This window comes from Bacillus sp. JJ1609 (assembly GCF_036967045.1).
Classification (GTDB): Bacteria; Bacillota; Bacilli; order Bacillales; family Cytobacillaceae; genus Mesobacillus.
This window is the reverse complement of record NZ_JBALSS010000001.1, coordinates 212,437-229,125: the sequence shown is the minus strand read 5'-3', so window position 1 is coordinate 229,125 and position 16,689 is coordinate 212,437. Positions and strand designations below refer to the sequence as shown.

The following is a 16,689-nucleotide window of genomic DNA, read 5'->3' as shown; positions in this document are numbered from 1 at the left end:
TCCACTCCAATCAACAGGGGCTCAATAACTAATCGGCTGAACTGAATCTATGTCGACAAACCGAGGTGAGGAGAAAATCCTAACCTTTTTTCTGTATTCTTGCGTAACCAAGCTAGTACACTTTTGCAATTTAGTGCATCGATATTCTCTATTGCATGGGCGGGATATAGTGGTTCAGTCTTAAAAATCCTATTAAATATTGATAATACAATTCTTTCTCTGCGAACTGGTTAGATGCCTTTGCATCAAACTCGATGATCGTTTTGTCCAATTCCGCTGCCAGCTCTGCAAACATATCATATCTTTTATTTTTCAGCACATGCGGATTCGGAATCCCTTCCCTGCAAACATACATTGCCTGAAAGCTGCCAGGATTAGTCGGCTTAAGGATAACAACTAGTGAGGTGACGTCTTTATTATTTATCTTTGAATGGATTGCCATTAAATGCATCAGCCGATCGCGGTTTGCTTTAGCAGTTTCGATCAGTTCATAAATATCAGAATAACCTTCCCCAAGTTCAATAAAACGCTGAATCAATCTTAAAATCCCCTTCCAACATATCATTCCATCATACTTTATCATTTACAGCTAAAAATTTGAAGGCGTTCCTGATGATCTTCCATATTTGAAACTATTTTCTAAAAATAACTTACTCCTAGGCCATGTTTTTGTTATTTTAATTATATATAGCTCTGTTATTTATAGACGTATTAAATTCTTAGGAAAATAGATTTTCAATTTTATAAATAAAATACAGATTTAGAAAGACTCCAAGGAGAACGACGATGAAAAAAGCTTCCGTTCTGATCTTAACCGTTTTATTTATCTTTCTTAGTGTAACAGTAGTATGGCAATGGATTATTTATTCGAATAAAACAAGCCAGGTGGCAAGTACGCAAAAAGAAAGAATAACACAGGCAGTTACAGTCAAGGTTAGCGAAAAAGGATTATCAATTAAACAGGTATTCAAAAACCTGCAAAATGGCAGCCGTTATGGGGCGATCATTCCCGAGCAGGCCGCAGAACTTGTCTGTAAGAATTCAGAGGGTGTGCCTTGCCAGAATGACTTTGAAACGCAGTCTATCAAAGCCAAAGGAGGTGTGCTTCAATTTGAATATTTCATAAAATATGATTCTGCAGCAGTTGAGTATATCCTTAATGACTGGCTTGTTTCGTTTAGTGAGCGGGAGATAGCTTCTACAAGAATTGAAATAGTGGACAGGATCCATCGGAAGGGAACATGGGTCGCAGGTCTGCCGCTAAAGGGCTACAGGCAAATGGAAGTCGTGAAATACTACGTCTTTGAAGGACAGGGGGAAAATCCGTCCCTTTATTGGCTGGATAGGAGCCTCGAGAAATCCTCGAGCCAAAAAGGAATCCAATACTACAGCAGATCACCAGAACAGCCTGGAATCTACCAGTTTGATAGTCTGAAAGGTCTGGCTGATAAAAATCATTTATCAGTAGTTTTTAACAGTGAAAATCGCATCGTCCATGGAAATGGTCTTCTTCTTGCTGCTAGCAGCCTATCAAAAAATGAGCTTGAACAGCAATTGGCTATTTCCTTCCTATCTCAGAAAATTCATGGACTTGGCCCGAACAACAAAGGGCTTCTTGAGGCACTTGCTTCCTTAATTATAAAACAACCTGCATCTAAGCCGAAAAGCCAGGCAATCGTTAGAGAGCTTCAAACTAAATTAACTAGCGGAGAAATAAATGAATTTATCCTCTTCCTGGCCGGACTTGAAACAAGCATCGACTATACTGAACTTAACGAACAGCTAGCTGCAATCAAGGGTATGAAAACCAAATTCTTCACCTTAAATAAACAAGATGAATCGGGTCTTTACCCATTGCTATTTAATGATGGCAGGAGACTCATTTCGAATGGCCAAAGGATAATGGATTGGGATATTCTCATGGAAGGAGACACAAAACTTTTTCCATTCATAAAAACAATGAATTCATTGGGTTTCCAATCAAATGTCGATTCCCGCATGACTTCGATTAAAGTGACATCTAACCGCAGTAATTATTCCTTTAATTTAAAGAATAATACTTTTGTAATGAATGGGGAGAATTTTGGCTTACTGGAAAACCCCTTTAAGATGATTAGCGGGACGGTATATATAGAAGAACATTGGCTCGAAGCGATTTTTAAAGTGTCGGTTGAGGAAAGCGAAGAGGAAATCTCTCTATCCCTGTAAATTAGGGAAGTTCTTAAACATTGTTGCTACCACACTTCATTTTGAAACTCTGTTGATTGGATCGGAAATCACCAGTCATTCATAATGCAGCATCAATGCGAAAACAGCCATTGGGAAAGAGCTTCATTCAAAGCTAACTTTGTAAATATCTTATCTAATCCGCCCTATCAGAAGGCAAAAAAAAGCCCTGCAAAATCTGCAGGGTCCTTCTACATCCCTTTTACAGGATAGAAGGCAAAGGGAGAGGAGAAACCGGAGGAAGAACTTATGGGGAAACGTAAGTCTTCTCCGCGGTTGGCAACAACATCCTCGAATTGATGTTGTTATTTTTCATTATTTCCACTTTAGGAAGTGTTATACACTTATTTGGTTAATTTTTTGTATGTGTGGTAGGATAAGGGAGTAATTTGCATAATTGAGGAGTACATAAAATGAGAGTTGTATCAGGTGATTTAAAGGGCCGTATTTTGAAAGCGGTACCCGGAACGAGTACGAGGCCAACAACTGACAAAGTGAAGGAATCATTGTTCAATATGATTGGTCCTTATTTTTCAGGTGGAATTGGCCTGGATTTGTTTGCTGGCAGTGGAGGACTTGGAATAGAAGCTCTGAGCAGGGGCCTTGAAAAAGTCATATTCGTAGATCGTGAAGGCAAAGCGATACATATTGTCAATGAAAACCTGAAGTCATGCGGGCTTGAAGATAGAGCCGAGGTTTACAGGAATGACGCTGTCAGAGCGCTGAAAGCAATCCAAAAAAGGAATTTAACCTTTAATTACATATTCTTGGATCCTCCATACAAAAAACAGCAGCTTGTTAAACTGCTTGAAATGATTGAAAAAGAAAAGCTGATCCATGAAGAAGGATTAATTGTATGCGAGCATGCCTCAGATATTCAGCTGCCTGATAGAATAGGCGTTTTAAAGCAAGCTAGAAACGAGAAATATGGAATTATTGGCATAACGCTTTACAAGCTTGATGTACAAGATGAGGGGGAAGTCTAAGTGGCAAGAATTGCTGTTTGTCCAGGAAGTTTCGATCCTATTACTTTCGGGCATCTCGATATCATTACAAGGGCAGCAAAGGTTTTTGACGAGTTATATGTGGTGGTCTTAAATAACTCATCAAAACAACCGTTATTTTCTGTTGATGAAAGAATTGAGCTCATCAAAATGGTGACTAAGAATATACCGAATGCTAAAGTGGATTCCTTTCAGGGACTGCTTGTGGACTATGCGGAAAGCGTTAATGCAAATGCAATCATAAGGGGCCTGCGTGCAGTTTCAGATTTTGAATACGAGATGCAGATCACCTCAATGAACAGAGTGTTAAATGATAAAATCGAAACCTTTTTCATCATGACGAACAACCAATACTCATTTTTGAGCTCCAGCATCGTCAAAGAAGTGGCTAAGTATGACGGGAAAATATCAGAGTTAGTCCCTCCAGAGGTGGAAGAGGCACTGATCAGCAAGTTTAAAGGAAATAAAGAATAACGGGCAGAATTCCTGCCCGTTATTTTTGTGTTAATATGCGGCTGCCGAGAATCAATACATATGTGATTAAACTTAATATCGTAATGAGGGGGCCGACTGTAATCAGCGTATTATGGGCATCAGCAAGGCGGCCACCTTCCGTTGAAAGGTATTCCATCACTGGAAGGGCGTTTGATGGCTGGCCGCTTTCAAAGAACCTCACATACACTGGCTTCCATAAGATGAAAGTATAAAAAGCAGCAAAAAAACCATGGAGGATTCTGGCCACGAAAAAGGGCTGGAATCGAATGTCCGTCTGTGCGAGGATGCTTGCAACCTGTGCTTGTACGCTGAAACCGCTGAAAGCGAGAATAAAGCTCGTGATGATTGCCTGGTGCATGAGAGTAGCATCCTGAACCTGGCTGGTCATCTGGCTGCCAAGTGTGATTTCAAATAGACCTGAAATAAATGGCATGCTGAGCATTTCAGTCATCCCAAGCATCCCTAATGCAATCTCAATGAATTGGGCTAAAAAAGCTGTGATATGTAAGTGAAATAAGAGCTTGTTGATGACCGAGAATAATATGATGAAACCGCCAATCATTAACAGGGTTTGAATCGATGATGTCACAGCGTCACCCAGTAGCTTGCCGATTGGGCGGTTGTCTTTGATCCTTGTCCTGTGCAAGGCTGAGAAGGCAGCTCGAATAGACAGCTTAGACTCTTTTTCTTTATCAAGACTTTCCTCGTTTTTCCCATAAAACCTCATAATCAGCCCCACACTGATATTTCCCAGATAATGTGCCAATGCAAGGATGATTCCAAGCTGGACATTATAAAAGAAGCCCACTGATACAGCTCCAAAAATAAACAGCGGGTTGGATGAATTGGTGAAGGATACAAGTCTTTCAGCTTCTATTTTTGTCAGCTGCTTTTCCTGCCTGAGGCGTGCGGTCAATTTAGCTCCTGCCGGGTAGCCGGAAGCCATGCCCATTGCCCAGACAAATCCACCAACCCCCGGAACCTTAAATAAGGGTCTCATCAATGGTTCGAGCAGGACACCAATGAACCGGACCACACCAAAACCAATCAGCATTTCTGAAACAATGAAAAAAGGGAGGAGGGAAGGAAAGACGATTTCCCACCACATATTTAATCCTCTGATCGACGCATCAAAGGATTCCTGCGGAAAAGATATTAAAGATGCAGCCATTAATGTGACAGAGGCTGCAAGTAACAGCGTTTTTAATCTGGATTTAAGCACCTTTCACCCTCCCTTTTGTGGTCTGTAGCTGTGAAACTTATTTAATCAGTGGTAAAATAAAGTGATACTTCATTAAGAGGGGGGTTTTTCCATCCCCGTTGTTTGTTAGTTGAACAAATCGGTCTTTTTCGAGCAGATTACCCTATCTAATCCTTGAATACTTCCCCAAATACTTGGGGAAAAGGGTTTGCAGCAAACTTCATAAATAATTGTGCAGTTGTCAGCCTTGTCCTCATATAAATCAATATACTCGCTGAACAGCAAATTAGACCAAGTTTAGTTTGTATGGTTAAAATATAGGATTTAAGGGAGGAAAAAGCTTTGCCGCGTCCAAAGGTAGGTTTAGCCCTTGGTTCAGGTGGCGCAAGAGGATTTGCCCATCTGGGTGTAATAAAAGTATTAAGTGAAGAGGGAATCCCCATTGATTTGATCGCAGGAAGCAGCATGGGCGCACTGGTTGCATCATTTTATGGAGCCGGTCTTGACATCGATAGGCTGTATAAGCTTTCAAGAGTATTTAAACGGAAGTATTATCTGGATTTTACCGTGCCAAAAATGGGGTTTATTGCTGGAAAAAGAGTAAAAGAGTTAATTAGAATCTTTACACATGGTAAAACAATCGAAGAGCTCGATATTCCAATCGGGATAGTGGCAACAGACCTGATGTCGGGAGAAAAGGTTGTTTTTAAGAAAGGGCCGGTAGCAGAGGCTGTCAGGGCAAGCATCGCGATCCCTGGTATTTTTGTCCCGGAAAAATTGGATGGGCGGCTCTTTGTGGACGGAGGGGTAGTAGACAGAATTCCTGTTTCTGTTGCCAAGGAAATGGGAGCTGACCTCGTTGTTGCGGTTGATGTCTCCCATGTAAAAGTAAATGTTGATATCACCTCCATTTTCGATGTAATAATTCAAAGCATTGATATTATGCAAATGGAGCTTGTCGCAAATCGTGAGGTCGCGTCTGATGTGATGATCAGGCCTAGAGTAGAAATGTATAACTCGAAAGCTTTTACGAATATAGAAGAAATCATTGCAATAGGCGAAGAAGAAGCAAAGAAGCATGTAGATAAGATAAAACAGTGTATTGAGCAGTGGAAGGAGTCCCAGACAGAATGAAAAGAAAAACATCTATCAAGCTGTCCGTCTTGGCAGCTATACTTTTAATGGCGAGTGCCCTTTATTATTTGCCTTATTATGTCTCGAAGCCGGGTATGGCGAAAGAACTAGAGCCAATTATCGAGGTTGAAGGCGGTTTTGAGGAAGAGGGCAACTTCATGCTGACAACTGTAAGGATGGGACGGGCGAATATTTATGCCTATATCATCGCAAAGCTTAGCAAATACCAAGAAATATATCCGGTAGAAGATATTCGAGCCGAGGATGAATCCGATGAAGAATATAATATACGTCAGCTCCATATGATGGATAACTCAAAAACTTCGGCCATAGAAGTTGCATATAAAAAAGCGGGTATTCCTGTGAATTACACATATAATGGAGTTTATGTTCTCAGAGTTATGCCTGGAATGCCAGCGGAAGGAAAGCTGAAGCCCGGTGACCACGTATTTGAGATTGATGGCAAAGCATTTAAATCTTCAGATGAGTTCATTGAATACGTTAGCTCCAAAAAAGCAGGAGATATCGTCAAGCTAGCATATAAACGTAATGGAAAGTCGGATCAGGCAGAAGTGCAGCTTAAAGCATTAGAGGATGGGAGCAATCGTGCTGCTGTCGGCATCCAGTTAGTAGATGACAAAGAAATCGACGTTGATCCGGATGTCACGGTACAATCAGAAGAAATTGGAGGACCATCAGCAGGTTTGATGTTCTCACTTGAAATATACAATCAGCTAACCAAAGAGGACTTGACTAAAGGATATGAAATTGCTGGTACAGGTACAATTACACCAGATGGAATCGTAGGCAGGATTGGCGGTATCCAGCAAAAAGTAGTCGCTGCAGACAAGGCTGGAGCAGAAATCTTTTTTGCGCCTAATGAAGAGGGTGCGAAGGACTCAAATTATCAAGAAGCAATGATTGCCGCGAAGGATATCAAAACCAAAATGAAAATCGTACCGGTCAACACCTTCGAGGATGCTGTCATATATCTGGAGAATTTAAAAGAAAAAACAAGCTGATTTTGACAGCTTGTTTTTTTATATACTTAAAGCCAGTTATATGTGGGACAGTGTTGCTGTAAACAGCTTGTTACAACATTATTGGAGGTCTTGAAAATTCTTCGCGAAGAAGTTCTTCTTGACCTTCGCCATTCTGGCCGAGTGCATAGATTCTTGATGCCTTAATATCAAGGTCAAGATCTGGATCAGAATACGCAGAAAGCTTAGATATGACAGGAAGAGAAAAATTTTTCTTATAGAGCTTTAAATATTCCCTTCCTTTTTCCGTAGCTCCTAACAAACGTAAATAATTGACGGTGTTTTGAGGTTTTTTCATCTCATCTTTTTTTGTATTGGTTAAGATATGAAGGCAGACTCTTTGGAGTCGGGTCCAGGTATAGCGTTTTGTTTTGATTACCTCCATGAATTCATGGAATGACCTGGCAATTGGCGCAACCGTTAAAAGCCTGTTTTCAAGGCCCTCTTCCACCTCATAAAACTCTCTGATTTCAGATGGGCTGCTTTGGAGCAATTTATATTGAAGCAAAGGCCAGTAGTTTTCCCAGGAATGAAATCCGCCGAAATTTTCTTTGTATTCGGACAGTTGTTCAAAAGTAGAGTAAGGAACAAGACTTTTTATAGTATCCATTTCTCCAGAAGCTCCCAATAAAGCTTTCCTTATGCTCGTTGCACTGGCTATTGTAGCTGAGGAAAAATGTTCATCATGATAGCCTGCGCTTTTTCTCGTGATCGTATCAGGCAGCATCCTGCTTTCCTGCTTGTTGATTGCTTGTATGTAATGAAGACCAAGGATGTTGTTTGGACTCGATATGTCGATGAATGTTTCTGATGGCGATAATGATTGGAAGCTAAGAGAAATGGATCTTGGATAGCTATTTCCCTTCGAAGTGTAATACTTTATATTCTCTTGAAATTTTTCGTTGTTTTTTTCGAGAAACAAGATGGTCCGCTCAAATGCACCCAAATCTCCTGATTCACTCCCGAAAACAAGTGTGCTGCAGCCGGCTGAGGAGAGGATGGAAACTGCTCCATCAGCAAAGACTTCCGCATGCTGGGTGGCAAATCGATAGGGAAGCTCAAAAACGATGTCCACTCCGGCAGACAAAGCCATTCTGGTTCTTACCCATTTTGAAACAAGGGCAGGTTCGCCTCGCTGCAGAAAATTTCCGCTCATAGCTGCAATCGCTAGATCAGCACCAGACTGCTCTTTTGCCTGCTGCAGGTGAAAAAGATGACCATTATGGAAAGGATTATATTCAACAACAACGCCAACAGCTTTCATTATTGTGCTCCTTCGTGTTAATATAGATATTGCAATATCTAGAAGTTTAATTTACAGTATTAATGTAAATTATAGTGTAAAGAAAAAATATTGACAAATGATTATACGAGTTGCTATAATTACCTTTGTTGCCTTGGGGTGATTCTATGAAATGGACAATAAGTCAGATACAAAAACATCGAAATAAGGACTTTCTGATCGACGAGATAGTCCGGATGGATTCGGTTAAGGAAACAGATCCCACGATCCGTGAGGTCTCTCCGATTCACCTCACTGGAAGGGCCGATATAAGTGCCACGAGAGTGACGTTCCATATTCGGATTGAAGGCCATCTTATCCTTCCATGTTCCCGGACATTGGTTGACGTAAATTTTCCAATTGATGTTGAAACCACTGAAACTTTCCTTTTGAACAGCCACGATTACGAGGCTGATGAGGAAGTTTATCAAGTAACAGGCGATGTCATTGATCTTGAACCAATCATCAGGGAAATCCTGCTGCTGGAAGTTCCAATACAGGTATTCTGTGATGATAGCGCTGGTCAGGAAGGCGCACCCCAGTCAGGTAAGGATTGGGAAGTAATCGAGAAACAGGAAAAAACTGAAAAACTTGATCCCCGACTTGCCGGACTTGCAAAATTCTTTGAGGAATCTGATTCCTCTGACTAATTAAACGATTAAAAAAGAGCGTGGAGGTCCAGAATGGACTGGCCTTCATAAACTTTCTTATTCTCTTTAAGGAGGTGGGAAGAATGGCTGTACCATTTAGAAGAACGTCTAAAACTGCGAAAAGAAAACGCCGTACTCATTTTAAATTACAGGTTCCGGGTATGGTAGCATGCCCAAACTGCGGTGAAATGAAACTTGCTCACCGTGTATGTAAGGCTTGCGGAACATACAAAGGAAAAGAAGTTGTAAACAACTAATTTTCTGTACAAAAAAAGCACAGGATGCTCATGCGTCCCTGTGCTTTTTTTGTTTTCTTGTGAAAAAACACATTAAGGAGGAACATTGCTTTTTCATTTTACGGAAAATTGATAAAATTTAGTGGAACAAGACAAGTTTTTAGGAGGGCAAGCATGGAACCATACATAATATCAAAAGAAAATGAAGGTGTTTTGCTTTTTACGATAAATAGGCCAGATAGGAGAAATGCGATAAATTTTGAGGTAATGAATGGATTAGAAAAAGCGATCAGACTAGCATCCGCTGATGATGTTAAAGTTTTCGCAATCACTGGGGCGGGCAGCCAGGCTTTTTGTTCAGGAGGTGATCTAGCGGCATTTCATCTTCTTAAGACAGAGGAGCAGGCATATGGAATGCTGTCGAGGATGGCAGGGATTCTATATAAACTCCTTGTCCTCTCGAAACCGACCATTGCTATATTAAATGGCACAACTGTTGGCGGAGGATGTGAAATAGCTTCTGCCTGTGATTTCAGGATTGGGAAAAACGGCATGAAAGCTGGGTTCGTCCAAGCCAATTTGGCTATTACAACAGGCTGGGGCGGGGGAACGCTGCTTTTAGAAAAACTTCAACAGCCTAGTGCTCTTAAAATGCTTCTGGATGCAAAAATACATTCAGCAGAAGAACTCAGGGAGATAGGGTTCCTGCATGATCTGTATGAAGGTGACCCAATGGAAGCGTGTCTCTCATTTTTAAAAGAAAGCTTAGAAAAAGAAACTGCGGTTTTAGAAGCCTATAAATCTTTGTTTAATAAAAAGTGGGAGCTTTTATCCATGAGAGAAAGAATGAACGATGAAGCTGTCAGATGTGCTGTGTTGTGGGAAGGAGAGGCACACCACAAAAAAGTGGACGAATTTATGCACCAAAAAAATAAAAATAATTAACAGTCACATGGCATGTAATCAGTCTATCTTTCCTAGCAGATGCATATGAATGAATAAAAAACAATAGGAGGGATTTTCTGATGCCATTAACCCGTCAGGATGCCTGGTCACAAGATGAAGATTTATTGCTGGCTGAAGTAGTATTGCGCAATATCCGTGAGGGTGGAACGCAATTAAAAGCTTTTGAGGAAGTAGGGAAACAGCTCTCCCGCACTGCCGCAGCCTGTGGTTTCCGCTGGAATTCCTTCGTCAGGAAGCAATACAAGTCTGGTATTGAGCTGGCTAAAAAACAGAGGAAGGAAGCCAAGAAGCAGTCCAAACCTGCTGAAAAGTCTGAAGAAGCTACTGCGCCAGTGTCTGAGGCTCAGGCAGCTTCACCTGTATTAGAAGAAAAGCAAGCAAATATCAGCTTGCAGCAGGTGAAACGATATCTTGATGACCTCTATGAAAAAGCAGGCTCAGCATCCGGAAACAAAGAAAGCCTGGATGAGCATAAAGAAAAAATCCGCGGACTTGAAAAGCAAATCTATTACTTGTCTGCTGAAAATGAAAAATTAGAAACTCAATTAAAATCAATGGAAGAAGATTATCGCGCCTTGATTGATATTATGGAGCGGGCCAGGAAAAGAGTTGGGCCGAGGGAAGATGACAAACAACAGAAACTCAAATTCCAGGTTGAACCAAAAGGAAGCCTTGAGAAGGTAGAAAAGTAGAAATCAACAAACACCTGCCGGGATCTCGGCAGGTGTTTGTTCCGCTTAAAAGTGCGCTAACGCATTTCTATTGAATCTGTTCCGTTACACCTGCAGGGTACCAGACAAGCGGATTTTCGCCACGGTCCCTTTCCATATCATAGTGGACTGGAGTGAAGCCCATTTTGTCCCAGAAATCCTGGGATTTAACACGTGGATTCGTCTTAATTGGCAAGCCAAAGCCCTTCGCAAACTCAACCAGTGTTTTGCCATATCCTTTACCCTGATAGTCTGGGAGAACTTCCAGCTTCCATAATTCCAGATAGTCTTGAGCCGGTTCAAAATAACGGTCAAATTGTTTTTTAACCTGATAGAGGCTCATCCTTGCGACAAGCTTATCGCCAAAATAAATGCCGTAAAAAGGTGAGTCGCTATCATTTTCAACGATATTCGCTTCAAGATCCTCGAGCATGGAAAGCTCTTGATGGCCATACTCCCTGAATTTCTTGAATTCCTCTAAAGTCTTATAATTGATTTTTAGTTTTTCCACTTTATTGGCCATGTTACATCCCCCACTTATGCTGCCTTTAATTTTAATGTATAAATCTATACCCAGAATATACGTATTTTATAGGCAGCTGAAATAAAATTGTTTTTAATAACCTATTTTTTATTATATTATAAAAACATGAAAAATTCTGCATTTGATTTTTAGAAAGCGGTTCCATTTTTTGCAGGAAAAAAACAGAATATTGTAGAATTTTAATAGTGAGTGTACTTTTTAACGGGAAAGGGGAAAAAGCGTGCAAAAAATTTTAATTGCAAACAGGGGAGAAATTGCGCTTCGCATCATCCGCACTTGCCGTGAACTAGAAATTAAAACTGTGGCTGTCTATTCTGATGCTGACAAGGACCTGCCATTCGTGAAGGAAGCGGACAGCGCGTTCAGAATTGGGGAGCCTCCGGTTCAAAAATCATACTTGAATGCAGATGAGATTTTAAGGATCGCTAAAGCTGAAAATGTTGACGGCATCCATCCTGGCTACGGTTTTTTATCGGAGAATGCAGAGTTTGCCCGAAAAGTTAGGGATGCTGGCCTTATATTTATTGGGCCATCACCAGATACGATTGACAAAATGGGCGATAAAATTGTGGCGAGGACAACGATGGAGATAGCTGGCGTTCCAGTTGTGCCTGGCAGTGAACTTGGTGTTAAAACGCTGGATGAGGCGATGGAGCTCGCGGCTGAGATTGGCTATCCTGTCATGCTTAAGGCTAGTGGCGGCGGTGGTGGAATTGGCATGGTGCTCTGTGAAAATGAGCAAGCGCTCGCTAAGAATTTTGATTCTACTAGAGGAAGAGCAAAAGCATACTTTGGGACAGATGAAGTTTTCATCGAAAAATACATTAAAAATGCCCGGCATGTAGAGGTCCAGGTTTTTGGCGATTCTCACGGAAACTATGTGCACTTGTTTGAACGGGACTGCTCGATTCAACGGCGCCATCAAAAAGTAATCGAAGAGGCCCCGTCACCTTTCTTGAAGGAAGAAGCAAGGCAGAAGATGTATGAAACGGCAGTGAAGGCTGCGAAGGCAGTTGATTATGTCAACGCCGGCACTGTAGAATTCATCGTTGATGAAAATGAAAATTTCTATTTCCTTGAAATGAATACACGACTTCAAGTTGAGCATCCGGTAACTGAATCAATTACTGGTCTTGACCTCGTTAAGTGGCAGATCCTTGTGGCACGAGGTGAAAAGCTGCCTCTAATGCAGGGGGAAATTCAAAAAAAGGGATGGGCCATTGAATTCAGGCTTTATGCTGAAGACCCAGTAAGATTTTTGCCGTCGCCAGGAAAAATCAGTGAATTTTCCTGGATGGAATCAATTGGAGTTCGTGTTGACTCAGGATATGAATCAGGCTCAACGGTTACACCATTTTATGATCCGATGGTTGCCAAGTGCATAGTTATAGGCAAGACAAGGGACGAGGCGATCAGTTTAGGGCAGGAATTCTTCGCGACGTTAAAACTTGAAGGAATAAAGTCTAATGCACCTTTATTTGCAGAAGTTTTACAGGAAGAGGGCTTCCAGTCAGGAAATTACACAACAGCCTATTTATCTGAGAGAAAATTGGCATCTAAATAGAGGGGGAAAAAACATGAAAGAGATTACAGCAAATATGGCAGGAACAGTTCTTAATGTATTAGTGGCAGCAGGAGATACAGTGTCTGAAGGACAAGAAGTATTGATGCTAGAATCGATGAAAATGGAGATTCCGGTTGAAAGCCATGGAGCAGGAACGGTAGCAGAAATCAAAGTGAACATTGGTGATTTTGTAAACGAAGGCGACGTCCTGCTTGTATTAGAATAATAGAATTTGAGGAGGGTGAAAATGACTACTGCTAAGATTCTCTCTGAAACATTAGAGGAAAAAATCAAACAAATTGAGGCTGGCGGGCATCCGAAGTATCATGAAAAAAATGCCGAGCAAAATAAGCTTTTTGTACGTGAACGCCTCAATCTTTTATTTGACGGCGGCGTTTACGAGGAAGATGGAAAGTTTGCTAACTTCCAGGCGGGAGATCTTCCAGCAGATGGAGTTGTCACAGCGATTGGCAAGATTGGTGGACAGACAGTTTGTGTCATGGCAAATGACTCTACAGTTAAGGCTGGGTCATGGGGAGCTAGAACGGTAGAAAAGATTATCAGGATCCAGGAAACAGCAGAAAAGCTTAAGGTGCCTTTGTTGTATCTTGTAGATTCCGCTGGTGCAAGGATTACTGACCAGCTTGATATGTTTCCTAACAGACGCGGAGCGGGCAAAATCTTCTACAATCAGGTAAAGCTTTCCGGTGTGATTCCGCAAATTTGCCTTCTTTTCGGACCTTCTGCTGCAGGCGGTGCTTATATTCCGGCCTTCTGTGACATCGTAATCATGGTTGATCAGAATGCTTCCATGTATCTTGGGTCCCCAAGGATGGCGGAAAAAGTTATCGGCGAAAAAGTTACGCTTGAAGAAATGGGCGGCGCACGCATGCACTGCTCGGTCAGTGGTGTAGGTGACATGCTCGTCTACAGTGAGCAAGAAGCGATTGAAGCGGCGAGGAAGTATTTGAACTATTTCCCTGCGAATTTCCAATCAAAGACAGAATTAATTGAGGGAGTCGCTCCAAAGGCAGGCAGGAGCCTTGAGGAAATTGTTCCAGTAAACCAGAATGCTCCATTTGATATGTACGAAGGAATTGACGCACTGATCGATGAAGGAAGCTTTTTTGAAATCAAGAAGCTTTTTGCTCCAGAATTAATCACTGGACTTGCCAGGATTGACGGCAGGGCAATAGGAATCATCGCCAACCAGCCTAAGGTGAAGGGTGGAGTTCTGTTTGTGGATTCTGCAGACAAGGGCGCTAAATTCATCCAGTTATGCGATGCATTCCATATTCCATTACTGTTCCTTGCTGATGTACCAGGATTCATGATCGGCACGAAGGTAGAACGGGCAGGCATTATCCGCCATGGTGCAAAGCTGATTGCGGCGATGAGCTCTGCAACTGTTCCGAAAATATCTGTTGTCGTAAGGAAGGCTTATGGGGCAGGGCTATACGCAATGGCTGGCCCGGCATTTGAACCAGATTGCTGCATAGCTTTACCTACTGCACAGATTGCTGTTATGGGTCCTGAAGCTGCGGTAAACGCGGTTTATTCAAACAAAATTAATGAAATTGCAGATCCAAAGGAAAAGATTGCTTTTGTCCAGGAGAAGCATCAGGAATATAAAGAGAGTATCGATATCTACAAACTGGCTTCCGAACTAATCGTTGATGATATAGTCGCAGCTTCTGATTTAAGAAATGCGCTGATCGATAGATTCAAACTATATGAAACAAAAGATATGGTATTCAGTGTCAGGAAACACCCTGTATATCCAGTATAAAATTTGCGGAGGTCCTTAAAGGGCCTCCGTTTCATTATTTGGCCATGGTATCTATACTAATAAATATTCATAGAGTTTCCCAAACACTTCTTCCAAATAAAGCATTATTTCTGATAAAATATGACTAAGTCCTTTAAAGTCATTTTATATATAGCAGACATGACAGGCACTTTAAAAGGTTTTAGTTTCATTTTTGTATTCTTTTTAAGGGAAAAGCTATGACACGAGAGGGAGCAGAGGAGTTTTTATGAAGATAGCAATTATTGGGGGCGGGTCATTGGGCTTGCTGTTCTCTTATTACCTAAGCGCGAAGCATAAAGTCCATTTGTTCACCCGGACACAGCAACAAGCAGACCTAATCAATACTTATGGGTTGAAAATGGTAAAAACCGGTGAAGAAAGCGCAGCCATAAACGTATTCGCTGCCCCAATCCATGCTTGGCAAGGAACGGAAGATCTGACAATTATTGCTGTGAAACAATACCAGCTTCCAGACCTAATGCCACTATTAACTGCAAATACAGCTGGCAGCCTTCTTTTCCTTCAAAATGGTTATGGCCATATCAAACTGCTCAAGGATTTAACTTTCTTCCCTCTATTTGTAGGCTCTGTGGAACATGGCGCTGTGAGATTAAATGGCAATACGGTAATCCACAATGGGGAGGGAGTGACCCGGGCTGCGGTATTCCAGGGAAGTGACATTCTCCTTAGAGAATTATCTGAATCACTTGCCTCCGAGTTCCAAATTATCCTCGAAGAAGATTATGAGGGAATGCTGATCAAAAAGCTGGTAGTCAATTCAGTAATCAACCCATTGACAGCAATCCTTAATGTGAAGAATGGAGAGCTGATCAGCAATCCTTATTACAAGAAAATCTTTGTAAAGCTTTTCGAAGAATGTGCATTTGTGCTTGAATTACATAATAAAGAAGTCTATTTCGAGAACTTATTGAACGTTTGTAAAAAAACAGCCGAAAATCATTCATCCATGTATAAAGACTTGGAGAATGGAAGAAAGACAGAAATAGATGCCATCCTCGGCTACCTGCTTGAAGAAGCTGCAAGGAAAAATATAAATGCTCCATTAATACATAATTATTATGATTGCATCAAGGGGAAGGAGCACGAAAGGGAGGGGGCATAATGCCGGGAATTTTCTCCGCATTGGTTGCCACATTGATCACAGTCCCAATGATTGGTTACTTAGCTGTGTTCATCATCAGCAAGCAAATTACAGGAAACCATCGGCGGTCAGTCAATCTTGCAATTGATTTCAGCACTTTATTGCTAGTGCTGTCCGTCCATTTTTTGATCCTTACAATATGGGAAAAATCCTTTTTGTGGCTGATACTGCTTGTCTTGTTCGGACTGGCGGCAATCTTTGTCCTGATACATTGGAAGTACAAAGAGGAAATCGTGTTACCTAAAGTGTTCAAAGGGTTCTGGCGATTTAACTTTTTGCTGTTTTTTTCCGCATATGTCATTCTTGTATTATTCGGCTTATTCCAAAGACTGACATTATTGTTCGTTTAAGGTGTTCCTTTCGGTTGTGTAATGCGCTTTAGATGCAACTTTCCGAGAAGAATTTGATTCATAAGTCATGCAAACCAAACTCTGCATTGGCAGTCTTTAATTGATATGCAATCATAGCCAAAGAATAACTTAGTGTTGGACCACTTACATTTTGTGAGATGATCCAGCGCTTTTTGTTTTAGGCTCTGTTTAAGCTGAATGTTGATTTTCATACCCTGTTGATTGTAGTGGAAGGCGCGCAGACTCCTCCGAAAATGCTAACGCATTTCCATCGTGCGTGGGCGGATTCGTGGAAGCTATTCAATGTCCTGCGGG

Annotated in this window: 18 protein-coding genes; 14 read left to right on the top strand and 4 right to left on the bottom strand. The window is 41.4% G+C overall.

The window, feature by feature from the left end; genetic code table 11:
• Window positions 1–148: 148 nt before the first annotated feature.
• Entirely contained in the window at window positions 149–538 is a 390-nt protein-coding gene (locus V7654_RS01110; RefSeq protein WP_335427817.1) for a DUF7147 family protein, read from the bottom strand.
• A gap of 248 nt (window positions 539–786) precedes the next feature.
• On the opposite strand from V7654_RS01110, the gene V7654_RS01105 reads away from it, so the two are divergent.
• The 3 genes from V7654_RS01105 to coaD all read left to right on the top strand — a co-directional run bounded on the left by V7654_RS01105 (window position 787) and on the right by coaD (window position 3,704).
• The gene (locus V7654_RS01105) at window positions 787–2,208 is read left to right on the top strand and encodes a stalk domain-containing protein (protein ID WP_335427815.1); all 1,422 of its coding nucleotides are present in this window, start codon (window positions 787–789) and stop codon (window positions 2,206–2,208) included.
• Between the two features lie 431 nt (window positions 2,209–2,639).
• Window positions 2,640–3,212, top strand: a complete 573-nt coding sequence (gene rsmD / locus V7654_RS01100) for a 16S rRNA (guanine(966)-N(2))-methyltransferase RsmD (protein ID WP_335427814.1) — start codon at window positions 2,640–2,642, stop codon at window positions 3,210–3,212.
• Window positions 3,213–3,704 carry a pantetheine-phosphate adenylyltransferase gene (coaD, locus tag V7654_RS01095; protein WP_335375088.1) on the top strand — a complete coding sequence of 164 codons (492 nt, stop codon included), beginning with the start codon at window positions 3,213–3,215 and terminating at the stop codon, window positions 3,702–3,704.
• 19 nt (window positions 3,705–3,723) lie between these two features.
• Here coaD and ylbJ read toward each other — a convergent pair whose 3' ends face one another.
• Entirely contained in the window at window positions 3,724–4,947 is a 1,224-nt protein-coding gene (gene ylbJ / locus V7654_RS01090; RefSeq protein WP_335427812.1) for a sporulation integral membrane protein YlbJ, read from the bottom strand.
• Window positions 4,948–5,268: 321 nt separating this feature from the next.
• Here ylbJ and V7654_RS01085 point away from each other — a divergent pair, with 321 nt between their 5' ends.
• The gene (locus tag V7654_RS01085; RefSeq protein ID WP_335427810.1) at window positions 5,269–6,060 is read left to right on the top strand and encodes a patatin-like phospholipase family protein; all 792 of its coding nucleotides are present in this window, start codon (window positions 5,269–5,271) and stop codon (window positions 6,058–6,060) included.
• Window positions 6,057–7,082 carry a SepM family pheromone-processing serine protease gene (locus tag V7654_RS01080; protein ID WP_335427809.1) on the top strand — a complete coding sequence of 342 codons (1,026 nt, stop codon included), beginning with the start codon at window positions 6,057–6,059 and terminating at the stop codon, window positions 7,080–7,082. Before V7654_RS01085 ends, V7654_RS01080 begins: the two co-directional genes overlap by 4 nt.
• A gap of 70 nt (window positions 7,083–7,152) precedes the next feature.
• Here V7654_RS01080 and V7654_RS01075 read toward each other — a convergent pair whose 3' ends face one another.
• Complete coding sequence (locus V7654_RS01075) at window positions 7,153–8,364, bottom strand: nucleotidyltransferase (RefSeq protein WP_335427808.1); 1,212 nt, start codon at window positions 8,362–8,364, stop codon at window positions 7,153–7,155.
• Window positions 8,365–8,510: 146 nt separating this feature from the next.
• On the opposite strand from V7654_RS01075, the gene V7654_RS01070 reads away from it, so the two are divergent.
• The 4 genes from V7654_RS01070 to V7654_RS01055 all read left to right on the top strand — a co-directional run bounded on the left by V7654_RS01070 (window position 8,511) and on the right by V7654_RS01055 (window position 10,926).
• Window positions 8,511–9,032: a YceD family protein gene (locus V7654_RS01070; RefSeq protein ID WP_335427805.1), complete on the top strand. Its 522-nt coding sequence runs from the start codon at window positions 8,511–8,513 to the stop codon at window positions 9,030–9,032.
• Window positions 9,033–9,115: 83 nt separating this feature from the next.
• A complete protein-coding gene (gene rpmF, locus V7654_RS01065) occupies window positions 9,116–9,289 on the top strand; it encodes a 50S ribosomal protein L32 (protein ID WP_041965520.1) in 174 nt (57 codons plus the stop codon).
• A 153-nt stretch (window positions 9,290–9,442) separates the two neighbouring features.
• Entirely contained in the window at window positions 9,443–10,213 is a 771-nt protein-coding gene (locus tag V7654_RS01060; RefSeq protein ID WP_335427802.1) for an enoyl-CoA hydratase/isomerase family protein, read from the top strand.
• An 80-nt stretch (window positions 10,214–10,293) separates the two neighbouring features.
• The gene (locus V7654_RS01055; RefSeq protein WP_335427800.1) at window positions 10,294–10,926 is read left to right on the top strand and encodes an RsfA family transcriptional regulator; all 633 of its coding nucleotides are present in this window, start codon (window positions 10,294–10,296) and stop codon (window positions 10,924–10,926) included.
• 67 nt (window positions 10,927–10,993) lie between these two features.
• On the opposite strand, the gene V7654_RS01050 is transcribed toward V7654_RS01055, so the two are convergent.
• Window positions 10,994–11,467 carry an N-acetyltransferase gene (locus V7654_RS01050; protein WP_335427799.1) on the bottom strand — a complete coding sequence of 158 codons (474 nt, stop codon included), beginning with the start codon at window positions 11,465–11,467 and terminating at the stop codon, window positions 10,994–10,996.
• A gap of 241 nt (window positions 11,468–11,708) precedes the next feature.
• Here V7654_RS01050 and V7654_RS01045 point away from each other — a divergent pair, with 241 nt between their 5' ends.
• The 5 genes from V7654_RS01045 to V7654_RS01025 all read left to right on the top strand — a co-directional run bounded on the left by V7654_RS01045 (window position 11,709) and on the right by V7654_RS01025 (window position 16,374).
• On the top strand, window positions 11,709–13,052 hold the full coding sequence (locus V7654_RS01045) for an acetyl-CoA carboxylase biotin carboxylase subunit (protein WP_335427797.1): 1,344 nt from the start codon (window positions 11,709–11,711) through the stop codon (window positions 13,050–13,052).
• A 13-nt stretch (window positions 13,053–13,065) separates the two neighbouring features.
• Entirely contained in the window at window positions 13,066–13,278 is a 213-nt protein-coding gene (locus V7654_RS01040) for an acetyl-CoA carboxylase biotin carboxyl carrier protein subunit (RefSeq protein ID WP_335427794.1), read from the top strand.
• A 21-nt stretch (window positions 13,279–13,299) separates the two neighbouring features.
• A complete protein-coding gene (locus V7654_RS01035) occupies window positions 13,300–14,841 on the top strand; it encodes an acyl-CoA carboxylase subunit beta (RefSeq protein WP_335427792.1) in 1,542 nt (513 codons plus the stop codon).
• Window positions 14,842–15,088: 247 nt separating this feature from the next.
• Window positions 15,089–15,985 (top strand): 2-dehydropantoate 2-reductase, encoded by an 897-nt coding sequence (locus V7654_RS01030; RefSeq protein ID WP_335427791.1) that lies wholly within the window; start codon window positions 15,089–15,091, stop codon window positions 15,983–15,985.
• Entirely contained in the window at window positions 15,985–16,374 is a 390-nt protein-coding gene (locus tag V7654_RS01025; RefSeq protein ID WP_335427789.1) for a DUF3397 domain-containing protein, read from the top strand. Before V7654_RS01030 ends, V7654_RS01025 begins: the two co-directional genes overlap by 1 nt.
• Window positions 16,375–16,689 lie beyond the last annotated feature (315 nt).

Excerpts from the sequence above, each read along its gene's own strand:
- V7654_RS01105 (WP_335427815.1), top strand. The coding sequence starts at position 787 with ATGAAAAAAGCTTCCGTTCTGATCTTAACCGTTTTATTTATCTTTCTT.
- rsmD (WP_335427814.1), top strand. The coding sequence starts at position 2,640 with ATGAGAGTTGTATCAGGTGATTTAAAGGGCCGTATTTTGAAAGCGGTA.
- V7654_RS01080 (WP_335427809.1), top strand. The coding sequence starts at position 6,057 with ATGAAAAGAAAAACATCTATCAAGCTGTCCGTCTTGGCAGCTATACTT.
- V7654_RS01075 (WP_335427808.1), bottom strand. The coding sequence starts at position 8,364 with ATGAAAGCTGTTGGCGTTGTTGTTGAATATAATCCTTTCCATAATGGT.
- V7654_RS01070 (WP_335427805.1), top strand. The coding sequence starts at position 8,511 with ATGAAATGGACAATAAGTCAGATACAAAAACATCGAAATAAGGACTTT.
- rpmF (WP_041965520.1), top strand. The coding sequence starts at position 9,116 with ATGGCTGTACCATTTAGAAGAACGTCTAAAACTGCGAAAAGAAAACGC.
- V7654_RS01060 (WP_335427802.1), top strand. The coding sequence starts at position 9,443 with ATGGAACCATACATAATATCAAAAGAAAATGAAGGTGTTTTGCTTTTT.
- V7654_RS01055 (WP_335427800.1), top strand. The coding sequence starts at position 10,294 with ATGCCATTAACCCGTCAGGATGCCTGGTCACAAGATGAAGATTTATTG.
- V7654_RS01050 (WP_335427799.1), bottom strand. The coding sequence starts at position 11,467 with ATGGCCAATAAAGTGGAAAAACTAAAAATCAATTATAAGACTTTAGAG.
- V7654_RS01040 (WP_335427794.1), top strand. The coding sequence starts at position 13,066 with ATGAAAGAGATTACAGCAAATATGGCAGGAACAGTTCTTAATGTATTA.
- V7654_RS01035 (WP_335427792.1), top strand. The coding sequence starts at position 13,300 with ATGACTACTGCTAAGATTCTCTCTGAAACATTAGAGGAAAAAATCAAA.
- V7654_RS01030 (WP_335427791.1), top strand. The coding sequence starts at position 15,089 with ATGAAGATAGCAATTATTGGGGGCGGGTCATTGGGCTTGCTGTTCTCT.
- V7654_RS01025 (WP_335427789.1), top strand. The coding sequence starts at position 15,985 with ATGCCGGGAATTTTCTCCGCATTGGTTGCCACATTGATCACAGTCCCA.